General features: G+C 70.2%; 13 protein-coding genes. 5 read left to right on the top strand and 8 right to left on the bottom strand.

What is annotated here, in order from left to right; genetic code table 11:
• The 6 genes from AC08OU_RS06580 to AC08OU_RS06555 form a co-directional block, all read right to left on the bottom strand.
• On the bottom strand, window positions 1-1,375 hold a 1,375-nt coding region (locus AC08OU_RS06580; RefSeq protein WP_476604500.1), incomplete at its 3' end, for a zinc ribbon domain-containing protein.
• Between the two features lie 367 nt (window positions 1,376-1,742).
• Window positions 1,743-3,413 (bottom strand): Hsp70 family protein, encoded by a 1,671-nt coding sequence (locus AC08OU_RS06575; RefSeq protein WP_476601085.1) that lies wholly within the window; start codon window positions 3,411-3,413, stop codon window positions 1,743-1,745.
• 60 nt (window positions 3,414-3,473) lie between these two features.
• Complete coding sequence (locus AC08OU_RS06570; protein WP_476601087.1) at window positions 3,474-4,562, bottom strand: hypothetical protein; 1,089 nt, start codon at window positions 4,560-4,562, stop codon at window positions 3,474-3,476.
• A 231-nt stretch (window positions 4,563-4,793) separates the two neighbouring features.
• Window positions 4,794-5,471 carry a TerD family protein gene (locus AC08OU_RS06565; RefSeq protein ID WP_462186835.1) on the bottom strand — a complete coding sequence of 226 codons (678 nt, stop codon included), beginning with the start codon at window positions 5,469-5,471 and terminating at the stop codon, window positions 4,794-4,796.
• A 164-nt stretch (window positions 5,472-5,635) separates the two neighbouring features.
• Window positions 5,636-6,808, bottom strand: a complete 1,173-nt coding sequence (locus AC08OU_RS06560) for a DUF475 domain-containing protein (protein WP_476601089.1) — start codon at window positions 6,806-6,808, stop codon at window positions 5,636-5,638.
• Between the two features lie 350 nt (window positions 6,809-7,158).
• Window positions 7,159-7,734, bottom strand: a complete 576-nt coding sequence (locus tag AC08OU_RS06555) for a TerD family protein (RefSeq protein ID WP_462186837.1) — start codon at window positions 7,732-7,734, stop codon at window positions 7,159-7,161.
• A 701-nt stretch (window positions 7,735-8,435) separates the two neighbouring features.
• Here AC08OU_RS06555 and AC08OU_RS06550 point away from each other — a divergent pair.
• From AC08OU_RS06550 to glgB, 4 genes are all read left to right on the top strand, one after another.
• Window positions 8,436-10,454 (top strand): alpha-1,4-glucan--maltose-1-phosphate maltosyltransferase, encoded by a 2,019-nt coding sequence (locus tag AC08OU_RS06550; protein WP_476601093.1) that lies wholly within the window; start codon window positions 8,436-8,438, stop codon window positions 10,452-10,454.
• Window positions 10,454-12,178 carry a maltose alpha-D-glucosyltransferase gene (gene treS / locus AC08OU_RS06545; protein WP_476604499.1) on the top strand — a complete coding sequence of 575 codons (1,725 nt, stop codon included), beginning with the start codon at window positions 10,454-10,456 and terminating at the stop codon, window positions 12,176-12,178. Before AC08OU_RS06550 ends, treS begins: the two co-directional genes overlap by 1 nt.
• Window positions 12,179-12,377: 199 nt before the next feature.
• Window positions 12,378-13,748: a maltokinase N-terminal cap-like domain-containing protein gene (locus AC08OU_RS06540; RefSeq protein WP_476599379.1), complete on the top strand. Its 1,371-nt coding sequence runs from the start codon at window positions 12,378-12,380 to the stop codon at window positions 13,746-13,748.
• Window positions 13,749-13,872: 124 nt separating this feature from the next.
• On the top strand, window positions 13,873-16,347 hold the full coding sequence (gene glgB / locus AC08OU_RS06535; protein WP_476599362.1) for a 1,4-alpha-glucan branching protein GlgB: 2,475 nt from the start codon (window positions 13,873-13,875) through the stop codon (window positions 16,345-16,347).
• 71 nt (window positions 16,348-16,418) lie between these two features.
• On the opposite strand, the gene AC08OU_RS06530 is transcribed toward glgB, so the two are convergent.
• Both AC08OU_RS06530 and AC08OU_RS06525 read right to left on the bottom strand, forming a co-directional pair.
• Entirely contained in the window at window positions 16,419-17,417 is a 999-nt protein-coding gene (locus tag AC08OU_RS06530; protein WP_462186802.1) for a tetratricopeptide repeat protein, read from the bottom strand.
• A 127-nt stretch (window positions 17,418-17,544) separates the two neighbouring features.
• Window positions 17,545-17,868: an MTH1187 family thiamine-binding protein gene (locus tag AC08OU_RS06525; protein WP_462186803.1), complete on the bottom strand. Its 324-nt coding sequence runs from the start codon at window positions 17,866-17,868 to the stop codon at window positions 17,545-17,547.
• 227 nt (window positions 17,869-18,095) lie between these two features.
• Here AC08OU_RS06525 and AC08OU_RS06520 point away from each other — a divergent pair, with 227 nt between their 5' ends.
• Window positions 18,096-19,628, top strand: coding sequence for an ATP-binding protein (locus AC08OU_RS06520; RefSeq protein WP_462186804.1), 1,533 nt, complete (start codon window positions 18,096-18,098; stop codon window positions 19,626-19,628).
• Window positions 19,629-19,636: the final 8 nt, after the last annotated feature.

Below are 19,636 nucleotides of genomic sequence, written 5' to 3'. Positions count from 1 at the left end.
GCGCCGCATCCGCCCGGCACGCCGCGCGGGCCTCGGCGAGGGCTCGCCAACCGGCGTCCGCGGCGCCCAGCGCGGCGGAGACCCGGGCTCCCAGTTCCTCCGCCGTCCCGGCGACCGGCCCACCGACGGCGGCCAGCACCGGATGGGCGGTCGTGAGGATCTCGCCGGCCTGGCGGGGATGACCGCCCTCCAGGGCGCGGCGCACCGCGACGAGCGCCTCGGCCGCCTCCCTGGCCTGGCGCAGGCTGTGCCCGCAGTGCCGGCAGACGACCGCCGCCGCCTCGGTCATCGATCCGCAGGACGGGCAGGTGGTGTAGAGGTCGGTGTCGCAGTACCGGCAGTGCCGCACGGACCCGGCCGCCTCCGGCCGGCCGCATCCCGGGCATACCACATAGTCGACGACCCCGCCGACGTTCACCGCGGCGCCGAGCTCCCGGGCCGCCTCCAGGACGACGGACTTCGCCTGAGCCGCGGTCAGTCCGCGCCCGGTCGCGAGCGCCGCCCGGACGAGACCCTCGAAGGCGACCGCGGTGAGCTCGCCGTCGAGCACGACGTGTTCCTTGACCGCGGGCCGCAGCTCGTCCACGGCGTCCGCCATCAGCCCAACGGTGTACGCGGCGGGGTCACCCTCGATCAACCGGGCGGAGACGAGGGCGAGCAGGTCCGCGGTGACCGTCTTCTCCCGGTCATGGGGACGGTGGTGGTTGCCCGCCACCATCACGGCGTACGCGGCCCGCAGCCGCTCCGGTGAGGCGTCCGGGGCCAGCCCCAGGAAGGCCCACAGCGACGCCGTCGAGACCCGGTCCCCGCCGCGCAGGGCGCGCAGCTCGCCGAGCCGTTCAGAGATCTGCCGGCGGACCTCGGCCGGCAGCGGTTCGACGCCCCCGCCGACGGCGTCGATGATGATCTGCTCCCGGCTCAGACGAGCATCGAACTCCTCGACCGTCACCCCGGCGGCGACGGCGAGGCGGCGCAGGCCGTCCACCCGGGATGCCGGGATGCCGCCGAATCGCTCCCGGACGGTGGCGAGATAGCCGTCGACCTTGGCGAGACGCTCGGCGTCACCGCTACGCCGGGCCACCAGCACCCGGGCGCGGACCCGTTCCCGGGAGTCCGCGTCCCGCAGCGGCTCCTCCCATTCCGCCCGCCGACGGACAAGCTCGGCGGCAAGGGTCGCGTACTTCGCCGAGTTGCGTTCCCGCTGCAGGAAGGCGAGCACCCGCACCAGGTGCGCCCCGACGTCGGAGTCGGTGTACGCCACCGTCGGATCGAGACCCGCGAGGAGGAACGGGTCGGTGGTGTCCAGGGAGGCACAGGCCCGCAGCGGCGCCAGCACCCGCTGGCGATAGCCGCTGCCGTCGAACGCCGCGCTCACCGATCCACCTTCGTCCCACGTGCCCACCGCGCCCGCCATGCCCGCCGGGAATCGGCCGGCGGCCCGTCGTCAGGCGCCGATCGTGAAGCGGCCGTCGACCACTCCACACCTGAGAGTACGAAGCCGCGCCTCGGCGCGGGCAGCGGACGCCAGGTTGGCACCGCCCGCACGCACTGCGCGCACCCACGTCCCCGCGAGGCCTGGAAGGCGCTCCACCGGACGCGGTGCCTGGTCAGGCTGAACCCTATCCACTCCGGCGTCGGCCGCCGCGGGCCGGAACACTCGTGCGGGAACACTCGTGGGGAAGGCCGAACGGCCCCCTCGGGCACCGGCGCCGATCAGCCGGGGCCCGATCCGCCGGGGGGTCTCAGTCCCGCTGCTTGAGCAGGCTGACCTTCGCCGACTCGACGGCCCGCATCTCCTCCGAGCCGACCCCGGCGCGCACCTCGAGCACCAGGGGGGTGGCCGCGCCCTCGTGCGAGGCGGTGACCTGGATCGTCTGGTCCCCGCCCATCGTGAAGGTCACCTCAACGGGGGTGCCCAACGGGTGGCCAGGCGGAATCCCGCTGATGGAGCCGGCGACGATCACCTTGTTGTCGTCGATCGCCGTGGACTCGGCGGTGGTGCCCTGCTCGAAGACCCGGATGTCCACCTCGGCCTGATCGTCGACGACGGTGTAGAAGGTCCGGGTGACGGCGATAGGCAGCGGGTCGTTCTGGTGGGCGAGGAAGGCCGCGACCGGTGTGCCCCGATCCTCGGCGAAGATCCCGAAGCCACGCGACGTGACATTCGTCACCTTCGTGCGGACGAGATCAACCACGGAGGTGGTCGCGAGTCCCGCCTCCTCGGCGCTGGCGGCGGCCGCCTTCTCCACGTCCACGGCGTCAGCTGCGGCGAGTTCCTGGTCGGGACGTAGATGCCCGCTGGCGACCAGGTTCGCGTGGACCTCCCGCTCCAGCGCCTTCTTCTGCCCGTACACCGCGGCGCCCTTGGCGACGGCAAGATCGGGATCGGCAAGCCGGGAGGTGAGCCCGAAGGACTCCTGCAGCCGGCGGGCCACCGCCGGTGTCTTGCTCATGCCCCCCACCAGCAGGCACAAGTCGATCTTCTCGACGCCTTTCTCTCGGGCCGGCGCCAGCACCGAGCCGGTCAGGTCGAGAGTGCGCCGCAGCAGCGGGCCGGTGATCTCCTCGAAGACGGTCCGGGTCACCGGCACGCTTGTGCGTCTGCCGTTGTGCACGACCAGCACGTCGACGCTGTCCCGGCCGGACAACGCCAGCTTCGCGTCCTCGGCCGCGGCCAGCAGCTCCTGCTCGTCATAGACGTCGTCGAGCGGGTCGCCCGCGTCGGGCTGCGCCTCGGTGAACTTCTGCGCCAGGTAGCGGACGAGTTCATTGTCCCAGTCCGCACCGCCCAGCTCGTGGTCGCCATCCGTGGCGACCACGGTGATCGCGCCCTCGCTCAGCCTGATAACCGTGGTGTCGAACGTGCCACCGCCGAGGTCGTAGACCAGCACGGTCGACTCCTCGGCCCCGTCCTGGCCGAATCCGTAGGCGAAGGCGGCGGCGGTCGGCTCGTTGATGATGTCGACCACGTTGAGGTCGGCGAGCTCGCCGGCCAGCTTCGTCGCCTTGCGCTCCTCGTCACCGAAGTACGCGGGCACGGTGATCACTACATCGGTGACCGGGACACTGGTCGCGCGTTCGGCGTCCGCGGCGAGCGCCTTGAGCACCAGGCTCGACACCGCGGAGGCGCTGTACTCCGCGTCATGCGCCACGAACCGCCAGTCCGACGCGCCCATGTGCCGCTTGACCAGCCGGGCGACGTCGTCGGGACGGATGCGAGCCTGGCGTTTGGCCTGGGTTCCCACCACGAAAGAGGTTGGGCCCTCCGCCCCAGTGTCGAACAGGACGACCGAAGGCGTCGTCGGCTGGGACTCGATGTTGCGGATCACTTCCGGTCGGCCGTACTCGTCGACCTGGGCGATGCAGGAGTAGGTCGTGCCCAGGTCGATCCCGAACACCTTGGTGCCTGCCACCGTCTAATTCTTCCCTTCACAAGCCTCGTAGCGTTCGCCGCGGTGCCCGCCCTCCGCGGCTCAGCGCGATCGGTAGACCTCGGTCTCCGCCGGTCGGACGACCGTGGTCTCGCCGCGGACGAAGCCCGGACGAACAGTACGAGCGATAGTCCCGTCCCGTCCCGGGTCGTCCGTCAGCACCCGACGCACCCCCAGGTGCCGCGCCGGGTCGAAGGTCCCGCCCGGCACCGCTGTATACGGGCGGACGTCCACAGCGACATCGAGCACCTGGAGCAGCTGCTTACGCAGGATGCCGGCGACACTCTGCGGATCGTCGGCCCCCAGGCTATCCATTTGATCATGAAGTCGAATCAACCCCCGCAGAAGGGGAGCCATGGCTTCGGTAAGTTCACCACTACGTAGCCGGGCATTCTCAGCGTGCAATCGGTCCACGAGTTGGGTACCGTGCCGCCGTAGCCGGGCCAATTCGTCGACGCGGCTCGCGAGGCGTTCCAGCGCCACCGCCTGGACAGCACCGATCGAACCCACCAGATCCGTCCCGCCGCCGTCAGGGCCCGGGCTGCCCGCGGGGCAGGCCTGATCCGCCGGGCCGCCCTGAGGAACCTGATCATCCTGAGCCGCGGTGCCGCCGTGGCCGGCCGGGCCACGCTCCCCATCCCGTTGATCCGGGCCTGTCGGGGACCGTGTCGGCGTCGCCGGTCCGGCGTGCTCGGATGCCACGGCCGGCTCCGGCCCGCCGGGCCCGGCCTCGTCGGGGCCAGCCGCCCCGAGGTCCCCGCCCTCGGAACCGCCGTCCCGGAGATCACCGTTCTCGAGGTACTCCTGCCGGGAACCGTCGGGGGCGTAGGAACCGTCGCCAGGGTAGTCGCTGCCGTCCGCGCAAGGTCCGGCGCCGGGAAACGGGTCGGTTGCGCCGGGAAACTCATCCCGCGCCCCATACCCCGATCCGGCATGGTCCCCGTAGCCACTCGACCCGCCGTGGCTCGGCGGCGAGGGGGACCATGCCGAGGCGTTCCGTGCCGGGAACCGGTCCTCCCCCGGCGGATAGGCGTCCACCGGAACCTGCCGTCTCCGGCCCTGCTCCCAGCCGGCCGCTCGCGAAGGATCGGCGTATGCCGGGTCGGCCTGGCCCGGCTCGGCGCCAGGCACCGGCCCGCCGCGATCATCGGCGGAGTATCGCCCGGGTCGCTCCCGGCCTTGCCCGGAAGCCGGGTCACGATCAGGATGAGATCGGTGCCCGGGGTGGGCCCGCTGGTCGGAGCTCGCGCGGTCGGCGCGCGTCCGCTCGGGTGAGGGCTCGCGACGTGGCTGGAACATCGAGTATCGATCCTCCTCGCCGACGGGCGGCGGGACCGGATGGCTCATCGCGGGCTACCGGCGTCATTTGCGGCCAGCGGTCCAGTTCAGGCCCCAGCCGTAGGCCTCGTCAAGCTCGCGGTGACCGCTGACGTAGCGGACCTCCCGGCTGACCTTGAAGTCGTTGCCGGTATTGGTCAGCAGGGCAACGGCGCACATCCGGACGCCGCCGGCCCGCTCGTCCAGCCGGACCTCGATCGGGGCACCCTGCGCCGGAGTCAGGGTGACCACCGCGTCGGCCTGGTCGAACGAGGCCACCCCCTCGTAGATGAAGGCAAACACGAGGATGCGGCGGATCTGGGAGATGGCGGCGAGGTTCACGTACAGGTTCTCGCCACCGACCGCGGCGCCCGTGCGGTCGTCCGCGTCGAGGTTGATGAAGGGGGGGTCCGTGAAGGAGCCGAACGCATCGCCCAAGGCCTGGACCACACCCGCACGGCCGTCGGAGAGTTCGAACAACGCGGCGAGGTCGAGATCAATGCCGCCGCCCGCGGCGCCCAGCACCCGCTTGAGGAAGCCGCCCTTCTGCTGGCCGCCGCCCGGCTGCTGGTTCCAGTTGAGGTTCACGTGCAGCCGCCCGCCACCGCCCTGCTTGCTCAGCGAGACGGTCGGCGCGGATTTCGTCAGTGTCACCTTGCTCAGTGAGACCGAGCCGGAACCGGCCGCCGGGGTGGCGGGACGTTTGCTGTAGTCGATGCCCATGGTCCGCTCCCTCGCGGTAGCTGGGCGTCATCCATGATCAGATAATCATCGCCTGGCAGGATCGGACGCCGGTACCCGACGATGTCACATCCGCGGCGGTGCTCTCCAGACCGGCCGCCCGGGCCCGGTTGCGCCGGGCAGCTGTCACCGCCCGGCGCACGGCGCTACAGCGGGGCGCCGACGACCTCCCGTGGCTGCCCCGGGCCGCCCTCGCCCTCGCCCGGGACGGACCCGGCACCCGCCGAACCGCGCTCGGCGGACCGGTGGCGGATGGAGGACAGCAGCGACAGACCGATGAAAGCCACCCCGATGATACCGGTGACGATCTCCGGAACCTCGGTCTCGATCGAGATGCCCAGGATGACGGCCAGCGCCCCGATCGCATAGTGGGCACCGTGCTCGAGGTAGATGTATTCGCCGAGGGTGCCCCGCTGGACCAGGTAGACGGTCAGGGACCGGATGTACATCGCGCCAATCCCGAGGCCGGCCGCGATGATGAAGATGTTCTGGGAGATCGCGAAGGCACCGACGACCCCATCGAATGAGAACGACGCGTCGATGACCTCGAGGTAGAGGAAGAGGAACGCGGCGGCCTTGCCGGTGGCGAGCACCAACTTCGGCGGGCCGGCGGTGCCGTTCAACCGGGCCGGGGCCAAGCCGGCCGACTCGGCGGCGGAGCCGGAGTCGTCGTCATCGGCGCCCACACCGCGGGCCTCGAAGAACTCGCCGAGTCCCCGCACGCCCAGATAGGTCGCGAGCCCCGCCAGCCCGGAGAGCAGCACCTGCTGCTGGTGGCCGCCGGCGAAGGCCTGGCCGACCACCAGCAGGGCGATGAGCCCGAGCACGATCGGAACCACATCGAGCTGGCCCGCCCTGCGCAGCGGCTCCTCCAGCTTCTTGATCCACTGGATCTCCCGTTCGGGGTCGAACAAGAAGTCCAGGAACAGCATGAATAGGAAGATCCCGCCGAACGCGGCGATGGCCGGATGCGCGTCATCCAGTTTCTCCGCGTACCGGGCACTGTCGTTCAGCGCCAGGTCGAAGACCTCGACCGGACCGAGATGCGCGGTCAACGCCACGATGGCGATCGGGAAGACCAGACGCATGCCGAACACCGCGATCAGGATGCCGAACGTCAGGAAGATCTTCTGCCAGAACTGGCTCATCCGGCCAAGGATCGTCGCGTTGATGACGGCGTTGTCGAAGGACAAACTGATCTCGAGCACCGCGAGGATCGCGACAAGCGCCGCGGCCCGGGGGCCACCGATCACCCCCGCCGCGGCCACCCCGATAACAGTGATCCCCAAGGACCATCCGAAGACTCGCAAGGCGTGCACGCCTACCAACACCCTCCCGGACCGGTCGCCAGATCCCGGCCGCGCCGCGCGGGCGGATCCGCGGTCCGTCGGATCCCGCATCGCTCAAGCATCACCGGAGACCGCATCGTCCGCGGCCTACTGGCCCGGTGCGGCGGTCGTCGGCATCGTAACTGCTCGTCTGGTGGGCGCGACCTGACAAAAGTGCTACACCCGATGTGTATCGCTTTATCTGTACATGTCACCCACACACGGCCGGATCCCTAGTATCCGGTCATTACCGGACCGGCCGTCCGGACCCACCGGCCCGGTCAGACCCGCCGGCAGGTCGGGCCCGGTCGCCTGACCGAGCCCGACCGCGCACCCGGGGTTCAGACGTTGACGCCGAAGTCGCGCGCGATCCCGGTCAGACCCGAGGCGTAGCCCTGTCCGACGGCTCGGAACTTCCAGTCCGCGCCGTGCCGGTAAACCTCGCCGAACACCATAGCCGTCTCGGTGGAGGCGTCCTCGGTGAGGTCGTAGCGGGCGATCTCGCTGCCGCCGGCGCCGTTGACGATCCGGATGAAGGCGTTGCGGACCTGGCCGAAGCTCTGCTGCCGCGAGTCCGCGTCATAGATCGAGACCGGGAAGACAATCTTGTCAATCTCCGATGGCAGGGTCGTGAGGTTCACCATGATGGCCTCGTCGTCGCCCTCACCCTCGCCGGTCAGGTTGTCGCCCTGGTGCTCGATCGCGCCGTCGGGGCTCTTGAGGTTGTTGAAGAAGACGAAGTGCCCGTCCGACGCGACCTTGCCGTCGGCCCGGCACGCGATGGCGCTCGCGTCCAGGTCGAAGTCCGCGCCGGTTGTGCTCCGAACGTCCCAGCCGAGTCCGACCAGGATGTTGGTGAGTCCGGGCGCCTCCTTGGTCAGCGACACGTTGCCGCCCTTGCTGAGGCTGACTCCCACTGCTCTCCTCCTGCTGTGCGTTGTTCGAAAGGGCCGCTGTTCAGATGTTGCCGCTGTTCAGATGTCTCGGAGGCCGCTCAGGCGGCCCCCCGCGGAAGCCGTCGACCCGGGGCAAGGTGCGCCCCGGGTGTCCCCGGCATCCGGGCGCCGGCAGCCTACTGCGCGGCGTGAACGCCACAGTGACTCTCCGCCCGCGAAGGCCACGTGGCCGGAGTACTGTGCCCTGCGGGACGAACGAGTGGGCCGCGAGGTTCCCGCGGCCGGCGCCACATCGCCCCGGCGCCGTCCCGTTGCCGCGCCGGCTCCGCCCGGATCGTCCCGGTGCCGCTCGCCCTCCACGATCGAACCACCCCTTTACGCGCCGGTAACCGCAGCGGAACACCACCCAAGCTACCCCGACCCCACCACACAACATCACCACAATGATTCCGGAATGCGCCGGGCGTCCGCCGCCGGGGCCCGGTGACGCTCCGGCCTCGACCCCGCACCCGGAACACCACAACGGAGGAGGTTCGGACGTTCGACAGGGCCACAACTGGGGAACATCGCCTTCAGCGCGGGCCATCCGGGCGGGACGGACCGACCCACCCCAACGACAACAATCGCCCATGCGATGGTCGCGGGCAGTTCACACAGAGGTGTCGCCAATCGCCACGTGCAGGGCGGACCATTGAGGTGTGGTTCGTCTGGATAAGGTCGTCATGATGATCGGACGTTCAGTAGGCCGGGTTGTCATCTCCGATGTGACACCGACCGTCTCGTGTGGCCAGTGGCCGGCGCGGGCGGTCGCGGGCGAAATTCTCACCGTCGGTGCAACGGTGTTCCGCGAGGGTCATGACCTCATCGGCGCGAACGTTGTGCTGTCAGGTCCCGACGGGCAGGGAACTCCGTTCACCCGGATGCGGTCCGTTGGCCCCGGGACCGACCGTTACGAGGCGGAGATCACCGCCGGGACCGAAGGCCTGTGGGGATATCGGGTCGAGGCGTGGGCTGATCCGCTCGCCACCTGGCGGCACGGTATCGCCCTCAAGGTCGGCGCGGGCCAGAACACGGACGAACTCGCGGTGGACTTCGAGGACGGTGCGCGCCTGCTGCTGCGGGCCCTGCCCGGGCTCCCCGAACCGCGCCGGGCGGAGATCGCCCTCGCCGTGGCCGCGCTGCGCGACGACAATCGCACCGACCCCCGCGACCGGATCGCCGCGGCCCTCGATCCTCGGCTGGTGAGCCTGCTGGACGCCTGCCCGCTGCGCGAGCTGGTGACCCGCTCGCCGCTGTACCGGGTGTGGGTGGATCGTCGGCGCGCCCTCTACGGCAGCTGGTACGAGATGTTCCCGCGCTCGGAGGGCGCGAGCCTCGACCCGCCCCGGTCCGGGACCTTCCTCACCGCGGCCGAACGCCTGCCCGCGGTCGCGGCGATGGGCTTCGACGTGGTGTACCTGCCGCCGATCCATCCGATCGGCGAGGTCAACCGCAAGGGTCCCAACAACACCCTCACTCCCGGTCCGACAGACCCCGGCTCGCCGTGGGCCATCGGCAGCGAACACGGCGGCCACGACGCCGTGCATCCCGGCCTCGGCACGATCGACGACTTCGACCTGTTCGTCGCCCGGGCACGCTCGCTGGGCATGGAGATCGCGCTCGACCTCGCCCTGCAGTGCGCGCCGGACCATCCATGGGCGAAGCATCACCCGGAGTGGTTCGTCGTGCGCAGCGACGGCTCCATCGCCTACGCGGAGAATCCGCCGAAGAAGTACCAAGACATCTATCCGCTGAACTTCGACGCCGACCCGACCGGGCTCTACCAGGAGATACTACGCGTTGTCCGGTACTGGACTGCACACGGAGTACGAATCTTCCGTGTCGACAATCCGCACACAAAGCCCGTCGAGTTCTGGGAATGGCTCATCGCCCAGGTGAAGTCGACCGAACCGGATGTGCTCTTCCTCGCGGAGGCGTTCACCCGGCCGGCGATGATGCACACGCTCGCCAAGGTCGGTTTCACCCAATCATATACCTATTTCACCTGGCGCAACACGAAGTGGGAGCTCGAGAAGTACGCGCGCGAACTGGTGTCGGCCGCGCACTACATGCGGCCGAACTTCTTCGTCAACACCCCGGACATCCTGCCGGAGTACCTGCAGCACGGCGGCCCGGCGGCGTTCCAGATCCGGGCGGTGCTCGCGGCGACGCTGTCGCCGACCTGGGGCGTCTACGCCGGGTACGAGTTGCGCGAGAACACCCCGGTCCGACCGGGCAGCGAGGAGTACCTGGACTCCGAGAAGTACCAGTACCGGCCGCGCGACTGGGCCGCGGCGGAGCGTGCGGGCCAGTCGCTCGCGCCGTACCTGACCAGACTCAACCAGATCCGCCGCGCCCACCCCGCCCTGCAGTGGCTGCGCAACCTCCACTTCCACCATGCCGACGGGGACGAGATCATGGTCTTCTCCAAGCGGGTGGACTCCCTGCGAGCAGACGACACGGGTCCCGGGGACACGGCCGCTGCCGACACCGTGCTCGTCGTCGTCAACCTCGACCCGCACGCTCCCCGGGAGACCACCGTGCGGCTCGACATGCCGGCCCTCGGCCTCGGCTGGGAAGACTCCTTCGAGGTCACCGATGAGATCACTGGTGCCGCCTACGCGTGGGGCAAGCAGAACTACGTGCGGCTGGACCCGGCGGTCGAGCCCGCGCACGTCTTCGCTGTGCGGGCCCGGCCGTGATGGATTCTGAGCCTCTCAGCGAACCGATCGGCGAGCACACCCCCGGCCCGGCCCCCGCCATGCCGAGCGGGGAGACCTTACGCGACCCGCGCTGGTTCAAGCGGGCCGTGTTCTACGAGGTGCTCATCCGCGGCTTCGCGGACTCCAACGGCGACGGCACCGGGGACATTCGCGGCCTGATCTCCAGACTCGACTACCTGGAGTGGCTCGGCATCGACTGTCTGTGGCTGCTGCCAATCTACTCCTCGCCGTTGCGTGATGGCGGCTACGACATCAGTGACTACTTTCAGATCCTGCCGGAATTCGGCGACCTCGGCGACTTCGTCAGCCTGGTCGACGAGGCCCACCGCCGGGGCATCCGGATCATCGCGGATCTGGTGATGAACCACACCTCGGACGCCCATCCCTGGTTCCAGGCGTCCCGCTCCGACCCCGACGGGCCGTTCGGGGACTTCTACGTCTGGTCCGACAGCGACGAGCTGTACCCGGACGCCCGGATCATCTTCGTGGACACCGAGAAGTCGAACTGGTCGTGGGATCCGGTCCGCGGTCAGTACTACTGGCACCGTTTCTTCTCCCACCAGCCCGACCTGAACTATGACAACCCCGAGGTCCAGGAGGCGATGCTGGAGGTCCTGCGCTTCTGGCTCGATCTCGGCATCGACGGGTTCCGGCTCGACGCGGTCCCCTACCTCTATGTCCGGGAGAACACCAACGGCGAGAACCTGCCGGAGACCCACGAGTACCTCAAACGGGTCCGCAAGGAGGTCGACGCCAAGTACGCCGACCGTGTGCTGCTCGCCGAGGCGAACCAGTGGCCCTCCGACGTCGTCGAGTACTTCGGCAACGACGACGAGTGTCACATGGCGTTCCACTTCCCGTTGATGCCGCGCATCTTCATGGCGGTCCGGCGGGAGTCCCGCTACCCGATCTCGGAGATTCTCGCTCAGACGCCCCAGATCCCGCCGAACTGCCAGTGGGGCATCTTCCTGCGCAACCACGACGAGCTGACGCTCGAAATGGTGACCGACGAGGAACGGGACTACATGTGGGCCGAATACGCGAAAGATCCACATATGAAGGCCAACATCGGCATTCGTCGCCGGCTGGCGCCGCTGCTGGACAACAGCCGTGACCAGATGGAGCTGTTCACCGCGCTCCTGCTCTCGCTGCCCGGCTCGCCAGTGCTGTACTACGGCGACGAGATCGGGATGGGTGACAACATCTACCTGGGCGACCGGGACAGCGTCCGGACTCCGATGCAGTGGTCACCGGACCGTAACGCCGGTTTCTCCACCGCGGACCCGGCCCGGCTGTACCTTCCCCTGATCATGGATCCGGTCTACGGTTATCAGGCCCTGAACGTCGAGGCCGGACAGCGCATGCCGACCTCGTTCCTGGCCTGGACCAAGCGGATGATCGAGGTACGCAAGCGTCATCCGGTCTTTGGGCTCGGCGACTACACCGAGCTTGGCGCGTCCAATCCCTCGATCTTCGCCTTCGTCCGCGAGTTCGGCGACGACCGGGTCCTGTGCGTCGCGAATCTGTCCCGCTTCGCCCAGCCGGTGGAGCTCGATCTGCGTCGTTTCGAGGGATTGGTTCCGGTGGAACTGCTCGGCCGGGTGCACTTCCCGCCGATCGGCGAGCTTCCCTACCTGCTGACGCTGCCAGGTCACGGACATTACTGGTTCGCGGTGACCAGACCGGGGGAATTCACCCCCTAGCCGCGTTGGGCGGACCGGGGCAACGGACCGGGGCAACGGAGGCCGTCGGGGACCGTCGGTCAAGGAACAGTCAAGGAGCACCGGAACCGCCTGGACGACGCGCGGCCGGCCCGGGTCGGGCGAAAGGCTGCTATCGAGGCAGTCGACGTTAGGTTAGCTGGCATAATGATCGTTGAGGACGGGCACCGGGAGGTCGATGATGGGTGACCACCACGCGGAACTGACCGGCCTGTTGCGCGAGTGGCTCCCCCGGCAGCGATGGTTCGCCGGGAAGGGCAGATGCGGGGGTGGCCTGCGGATCCGCCACGACGTCATGGTCTTCGAACCGCTACGGCTGCTCGTCGTCGACGTCGACTACGACCACGGCCCGTCGGACCACTACCAGGTTCCGGTGGTCATCCGCTCGGACGCGCCCTTCGGCCACGAGGGCTTTCTGATCGGCGAGAGTGCCGGCGGCCTGGTCTACGACGGCCTGCACGACCCCGATGGCAGCTCGGCCCTGCTGAGCTTCCTCCGCCGGTCGACACACCGCGACGGCCTCGTCGCCGAGGCGCTGGAACCACTGGGCATCCTGCCCGCCCACGCCGTCGGCGCCGAGCAGTCCAACACCTCGATCGTCTACGGCGACGCCTACATCCTCAAGGTGTTCCGGCGGCTCTGGCCGGGCGTCAACCCCGATCTGGAGGTGACCCGGGCGCTGGCGGAGGCGGGCAGCACGCACGTGGCCCGCCCCGTCGCCTGGTACTCCGGCCGGGTCGACGGGACACCGACCACCTTCGGATTCCTCCAGGAGTACCTGCGCAGCGGCACCGAGGGCTGGCGGCTGGCGCTGGCCAGCGTGCGCGACCTGTACGCCGAGGCTGACCTGCACGCCGACGAGGTCGGCGGCGACTTCGCCGCGGAGGCCGAGCGGCTGGGTACCGCCACCGCCGAGGTGCACGCCGACCTCGCCCGGACGCTGCCAACGAGGCTCGCGACCGCCGACGCCCTGCGGTCCCTGGTGACCTACCTCCATGGCCGGCTGGACGCGGCGGTCGAGGCCGTCGCCGAGCTGCGTCCCTTCGAGGCGGCGATCCGCAAGAGCTACGACGAGGTGACGGGGACGTCGGCGCAGGCCGTCCATCCCCGGCCCTTCCAACGGCTGCACGGCGATCTGCACCTGGGTCAGGTCCTGCGGGTCGACTCGGGCTGGGTGCTGTTCGACTTCGAGGGGGAGCCGGTCCGCCCGGTCGCCGACCGCGTGGGGCTGGAGTCGCCGCTGCGCGACGTCGCCGGGATGCTGCGCTCGTTCGACTACGCGGCCCGGTCGATGCTGCTCGAACGCGGTGACGAGCCGTCGTTGGCCTACCGCGCCCAGGAGTGGGCAGATCGCAACCGGGAGGCGTTCTGCCGGGGCTACGGTGCCGCGGCCGGCCGCGATCCTCGTGAGGATGCCGTGGTGCTGCGTGCGTTCGAGCTCGACAAGGCCGTGTACGAGATCCTGTACGAGGCCCGCCACCGACCGGGGTGGATCGGGATCCCGCTGTCCTCGGTGGGACGACTGACCCGGTCCAGCCCGTCGGCGGGGTGAGCCACGGCCCGCCCCGGGCCGCGGCGGCCGCCCGGCAGCGGTGCCCGCGCCCGGGCGCGGATCAGCCAGAAGACCCGACAGAAGACCCGAAAAAATCATCGCGCAGAGAGGCAGGGGTGTCCCAGTGAACAACGGCGACGTCAACAACGGCACGGCGCGGACGGGACGCCTGGCCACCGGGCTCGCCCCCGACCGACCGAACCCCGGAGGGGTGGATACCGCCGTCCGCAACGGCGGTGGCCGGGTGGCGCTGGCGGACTGCGACGCCTCGTCCGCCGCCACCCAGCCTGGACAGACCGCCGACGATCCCGCCGTGCCGTCGGCCCCGCCCGCGGCCCCGCCCGCAGTCGCGGTCGCCCCTTCGGTCGGCCTGCCCCACGACGGCTTGGAGCGGGACGGCCTGGAGCGGGACGGCCTGGAGCGGCTGGTCAGCGGGGCGCATCACGACCCGCACGCGCTGCTCGGGGCGCACCCGCATCCCGGTAGCGACGCCACGGTCGTGCGGGTGCTGCGCCCCGATGCGAGGGCCGTGACCGTCCTCGTCGGGCCGGCCCGGTACCCGGCCACCCGGCTGCACAGCGGCGGGGTGTTCGGCGTGGCCGTGCCGGGAGTGCTGCCCGACTACCGCATCGAGGTGACCTACCCGGACGGCTCGTACCTCGTCGACGACCCCTACCGGCACCTGCCCACCCTCGGTGAGATGGACCTCCATCTGATCACCGAGGGCCGGCACGAACAGCTCTGGAAGGTGCTCGGGGCACATCCGCGCGCGCTGACGACGCCGGGCGGCGCCACGGTCACCGGGGTCAGCTTCGCCGTGTGGGCCCCCTCTGCGCGGGGGGTTCGGCTCGTCGGCGACTTCGACTTCTGGGACGGGCGCGCCTTCCCGATGCGCTCGCTCGGCCGCTCCGGGATCTGGGAGCTGTTCGTCCCCGGCGCCGGCACCGGCGCCCGGTACAAGTACGAAATCCTCGGCTTCGACGGGATCTGGCGGCAGAAGGCGGATCCGCTGGCGTTCCACACCGAGGTGCCGCCGGCCACCGCGAGCGTGGTGTTCGCCTCCGACTTCACCTGGAATGACGGCGCGTGGCTCGACCGGCGGGCCCGGACGGCTTGGCGCACCGAGCCGGTGAGCGTCTACGAGGTCCACCTGGGCTCCTGGCGGCGCGGGTTGTCCTACCGGGAACTCGCCGAGGAGCTGACCGCGTACGTCGTCGAGAACGGCTTCACCCACGTGGAGATGCTGCCCGTGGCCGAGCATCCCTTCGGCGGCTCCTGGGGCTACCAGGTGTCGGCCTACTACGCCCCGACGGCCCGCTTCGGCAGCCCCGACGAGTTCCGCCACCTTGTGGACACGCTGCACCGCGCCGGCATCGGGGTGATCGTCGACTGGGTGCCGGCGCACTTCCCCCGGGACACCTGGGCGCTGGGCCGCTTCGACGGCACCCCCCTGTACGAACATCCAGATCCACGCCGCGGTGAACAGCCCGACTGGGGTACCTACGTCTTCGACCTGGGCCGCCCCGAGGTACGCAACTTCCTCGTGGCAAACGCCCTGTACTGGTTCGAGGAATTCCACATCGATGGACTACGCGTCGACGCGGTCGCCTCGATGCTGTACCTCGACTACTCCCGGCCGGAGGGTGGCTGGCTGCCCAACATCCACGGCGGCCGGGAGAACCTCGATGCCGTCTCGTTCCTGCAGGAGACCAACGCCACCGTCTACCGCCGTTTCCCGGGCGCAATGATGATCGCGGAGGAGTCGACCGCGTGGCCCGGGGTCACCCGCCCCACCCACCTCGGCGGCTTGGGCTTCGGCTTCAAATGGAACATGGGGTGGATGCACGACACCCTCGACTACAACTCCCGGCTGCCGATCCACCGCATGTACCACCACCATCAGATGACCTTTTCGATGGTGTACGCATACTCGGAGAACTTCATCCTGCCGTTCAGCCACGACGAGGTGGTCCACGGCAAAGGTTCACTGCTACGCAAGATGCCCGGCGACCGCTGGGCACAGCGCGCGAACCTGCGGGCGCTGCTCGCCTACATGTGGGCGCATCCCGGCAAGAAGCTGCTCTTCATGGGCTGCGAGTTCGCCCAGGACAACGAGTGGAACGAGTCTGCGTCCCTCGAATGGCCCCTGCTGGACGATCCCGCCCACGCCGGTGTCGCGGACCTCGTGCGCGACCTGAACGGGCTCTACCGGACGATCCCGGCCCTGTACCAACACGACGCCGACCCGGCGGGCTTCTCCTGGATCGACGCGAACGACGCGGAGAACAACGTCTTCTCGTTCCTGCGCTGGTCGGGCGAGGACCCGGCGGGCGGCGTGCTGGCCTGCGTCGCCAACTTCGCCGGCATCGGGCACGAGGGCTACCGCATCGGGCTGCCGTTCCCCGGCCGCTGGCGCGAGATACTCAACACCGACGGGTACCGCTACGGCGGCGGCAACATCGGCAATCTCGGCTCAGTCCAGGCTGTCGAGGAGCCGCATCACGGTCTCGACGCCTCGGCAACCCTGACGCTGCCGCCCCTCGGGGCCATCTGGCTCTCCCCGCACCGGACGCCGTTCGGGGTTTCTGCCGGCCAGTGAATGTGGGGACCTGAGCACGGTCTGCGGTCCCTGGACCGTGCCTGGCTCCCCACAACCCGACTACCGTACGCTCAGAAGAGGGCGGCTGCCAGGGAGCGTCGGGCCGGGGCCACCGCGGGCTCCTCGTCACCCAACGCCTGGAACAGCCCGACGAGGTGCGCTCGGGCCCTTTCCCGCTCCGGCCCCGCCGTCCGGCGGACGACCTCGACGAGACCAGCGAGGGCCCCGGCCACGGCTCCCTGCGCGATGCCCAGGTCAGCCGCGGCGACCGCGGCCTCGACGTCGTCCGGATTCGCCGCCAGCCGGTTGCGGATGTCCACCGGATCGTACCCACGCACCCGGCGCAGCAGTTCGGCCCGCGCGAGCCCGGTCAGGGCCTCGGGATCCGCGGGCGCCTCGGTGAGCCGGATGCGATAGGACTCGACCGCGGTGTCGAAGTCGCCACGGGCAAGCGCCGCCTCGGCCGCCGCCACATGTGGGTCACGGGCGGGACCGCCCGCGGCTGCCGCGCCCGGGACTCCGCCCATCGCCTCGTCGACCAGGGAGAGCAGCTGATCGAGCCAGCTCCGCACCTCCCGTTCGGGCACGGCGCCGGTGAACTCCCCGATGATCCGCCCGCCGATCACCGCCTTCACCGCGGGGATGCCCTGCACGCCGGCGGCCTGCGCGAGGCCCGGGTTCGCATCGACGTCGATCTTGGCGAGGATCCACCGGCCGCCGTCCACCGCGGCGAGCTTCTCCAGGATCGGGCTGAGCTGCTTGCACGGGCCGCACCAGGAGGCCCAGAAGTCCAGCACTACGGGAACCTGCATCGACCGGCTGACCACGTCGGTGGCGAAGCTCGCCTCGGTGACGTCGATGACCACGGGCCCGGCTGGCGCGCCGGGACGGGCGTCCGGCGCGGCCGTGGCGGCGCTACTGGCGGGGGGAGGCGGGGTCGCCGGCTTCGGGTCGAGCGGGACGGCGCCGGCGAGGCGCAGACCGCCGAGGCTTTCGGGCAGACGTCCCGCGCCTCCCGCACCTCCCGCACCGCGCGGCGATCTGGATGGGACTGGTGGCCTACGTTGCATGCCTCCATCGTGGCATCTGGTTCCGGTCCGTGGACTCGGCACCGGACGACTTTCCCGGTCCTCATGTCCGCCTCGCCCAGGGTCAGACTCAGATCCCCAATCCGGGCCTGCGGGCAGCGGCCGGCGGTCAACGATCAGTGACGTCCGTGCCGGTCTCGTCCCCGGCCAGCAACCGGTCGACCGCGGCGACCTTCGTGTGCAGAGCGTCGGTGACTCCCGGGCGAAGATCGGCCTTCAGCACCAGACTCACCCGGCCAGCGCGGGCCGAGACCGCCTCGGTGGCCCGGCGGACGACGTCCATCACCTCGTCCCACTCGCCTTCGATCGTGGTGAACATGGCGGTCGTCTCATGGGGCAGCCCACTGGCCCGCACCACCCGGACCGCCTCGGCGACCAGATCCGCGACCCCCTCGCCCTGACCGATGGGCGTGACACTGAAGGCAACAAGCATGCGGTCAGACTTATCACGACAGTCCGCTCACCGCGCGTCGAACAACGCAGGGCCACTACCCTGCTACGCCGATGCACCGAGGTCGTCGGTAAGCTATTTGCATGTCACGAAACGTCGCGGGAAAACCGGCCGGCGATCCAGTTGAGCAAACCCGGGACAACGGTCTCTGACGGTACGCCCTACCATTGCCCGCCGTGGGGTGGAAGAAGACGGATAACGAGGCGTAGGTGGGGTCACGCATCTTGCTCGACGCGCTGACGGACCTGGCTGTGGTCATCGGCGCGGATGGTCGTGTCACCGACATGGGTGCCGCCGCCCGTGCCTTCCTCGGTGACCGGGTTCCCCGCGTCCCCCATCTGCGCGACCTTGTCGACGTCGTCGACCCCGCGTTCCGCCTCGCTCTCGGTGAGGCGGTGACGACCGCGCTGGGGCGGACCGGGCAGTGGCGTGGCTCGGTGGGACTCGTCGACCTGGCCGGGGCCACCGTGCCCCATCACGTGACGGTCCGGGTCGACCCGGAGGGCGGGCTGGTCGTCGTCGCTCGGGACACCAGCGACCAGCGCGCCCGCGAGGTCGCCGAGAACGAGTCACGGGCCAAGGACGAACTGATCGCCCGGCTCGGCCACGAATTGCGGACCCCGCTGAACGCCATGCTGGGCTTCGCGCAGCTGCTGGAACTCGAACCGCTCACCCCCGACCTCCACGACGACGTCGAGCGGATCATCACCGGTGGCCGCCACATGCAGGCGTTGATCGATGACGTGCTGGACCTAGCCAGGCTCCGCGCGGGCCGGGGGGACATCAACAAGGGGCCGGTCAACGTCCTCGACATCGTCCAGGGCGTGGTGGAGCTCGTCGAACCGCTCGCGGCGCAGCGCAGCATCCGGCGGGTGATCCATCCGGCGCTGCCGCTCGTCGCCGACGCGGACCGCCGCCGCCTGTGGCAAGTCCTGCTTAACCTGGTCGGTAACGCGCTGAAGTACGGCCGGGAGGGCGGCAGCGTGCGCGTCGGCATCGTGCCCATCACCGGCTCGCGGATCCGTATCGAGGTCGAGGACGACGGCGCGGGGCTCTCCCCCCGGGCGATCGACCGACTGTTCCGGCCCTTCGAGCGCCTCGGCGCCGAGCGCAGCGGAATCGAGGGCAGCGGGCTGGGCCTCGCCCTGTCCCACGCCCTGGTCACGGCGATGGGCGGGGTGCTTACCGTCGCCAGCCGGTACGGCGTGGGAAGCGTGTTCGCCGTCGTGCTCGACGCGGTCGACCTGCGTTTCGAGGATCTCGATGATGACAGCGGGTTCGGAGGCAGTTACGGTGGTCTCCCCTATCGCTCCGGCGAGTCCGGCACGGTCGCCCTCGGCCGTCCTCCCGCACCCGGCGGCCTGCGGGTCGTGCACGTCAGCGGCGATCCCGCCCTGCGTTCCCTGGTCGCCGAGACCCTCACCGATTTCCTGGCCGCGGACACCGTGACCGTTCCCCGCGCCGGTCTCGCCCTCGACGCGGTGCGGGGGGCCCGGCCGGCGTTCATCCTGCTCGACCGGGACCTGCCCGACACGACCGCGGCCGAACTGCTCGCCCAGCTCGCGGCGGACCCGACCGCCGGCGTCATCCCGGCCCTGGTCCTCAGCGAGGACACCGACCCCCGCGAGCGGGCGCACCTGCGCCGAGCCGGCGCCGTGGACGTCCTGAAGATCCCGCTGGATCCCGGCGCCCTAGTCGCCGCGGCAGCCGCGCTCACCACCGCGATGACCGCCCCGAGCTGACCTGACCG

The organism is Frankia sp. CcMO1, assembly GCF_977945845.1.
The sequence above is the reverse complement of the archived record's forward strand: the minus strand, read 5'-3'. Positions and strand labels throughout refer to the sequence as shown.

What these genes read in the sequence shown, in the direction of transcription:
- AC08OU_RS06530 (WP_462186802.1), bottom strand. Translation starts at nt 17,417, where the DNA reads ATGCAACGTAGGCCACCAGTCCCATCCAGATCGCCGCGCGGTGCGGGA.
- AC08OU_RS06525 (WP_462186803.1), bottom strand. Translation starts at nt 17,868, where the DNA reads ATGCTTGTTGCCTTCAGTGTCACGCCCATCGGTCAGGGCGAGGGGGTC.
- treS (WP_476604499.1), top strand. Translation starts at nt 10,454, where the DNA reads ATGGATTCTGAGCCTCTCAGCGAACCGATCGGCGAGCACACCCCCGGC.
- AC08OU_RS06550 (WP_476601093.1), top strand. Translation starts at nt 8,436, where the DNA reads ATGATGATCGGACGTTCAGTAGGCCGGGTTGTCATCTCCGATGTGACA.
- AC08OU_RS06565 (WP_462186835.1), bottom strand. Translation starts at nt 5,471, where the DNA reads ATGGGCATCGACTACAGCAAACGTCCCGCCACCCCGGCGGCCGGTTCC.
- AC08OU_RS06540 (WP_476599379.1), top strand. Translation starts at nt 12,378, where the DNA reads ATGGGTGACCACCACGCGGAACTGACCGGCCTGTTGCGCGAGTGGCTC.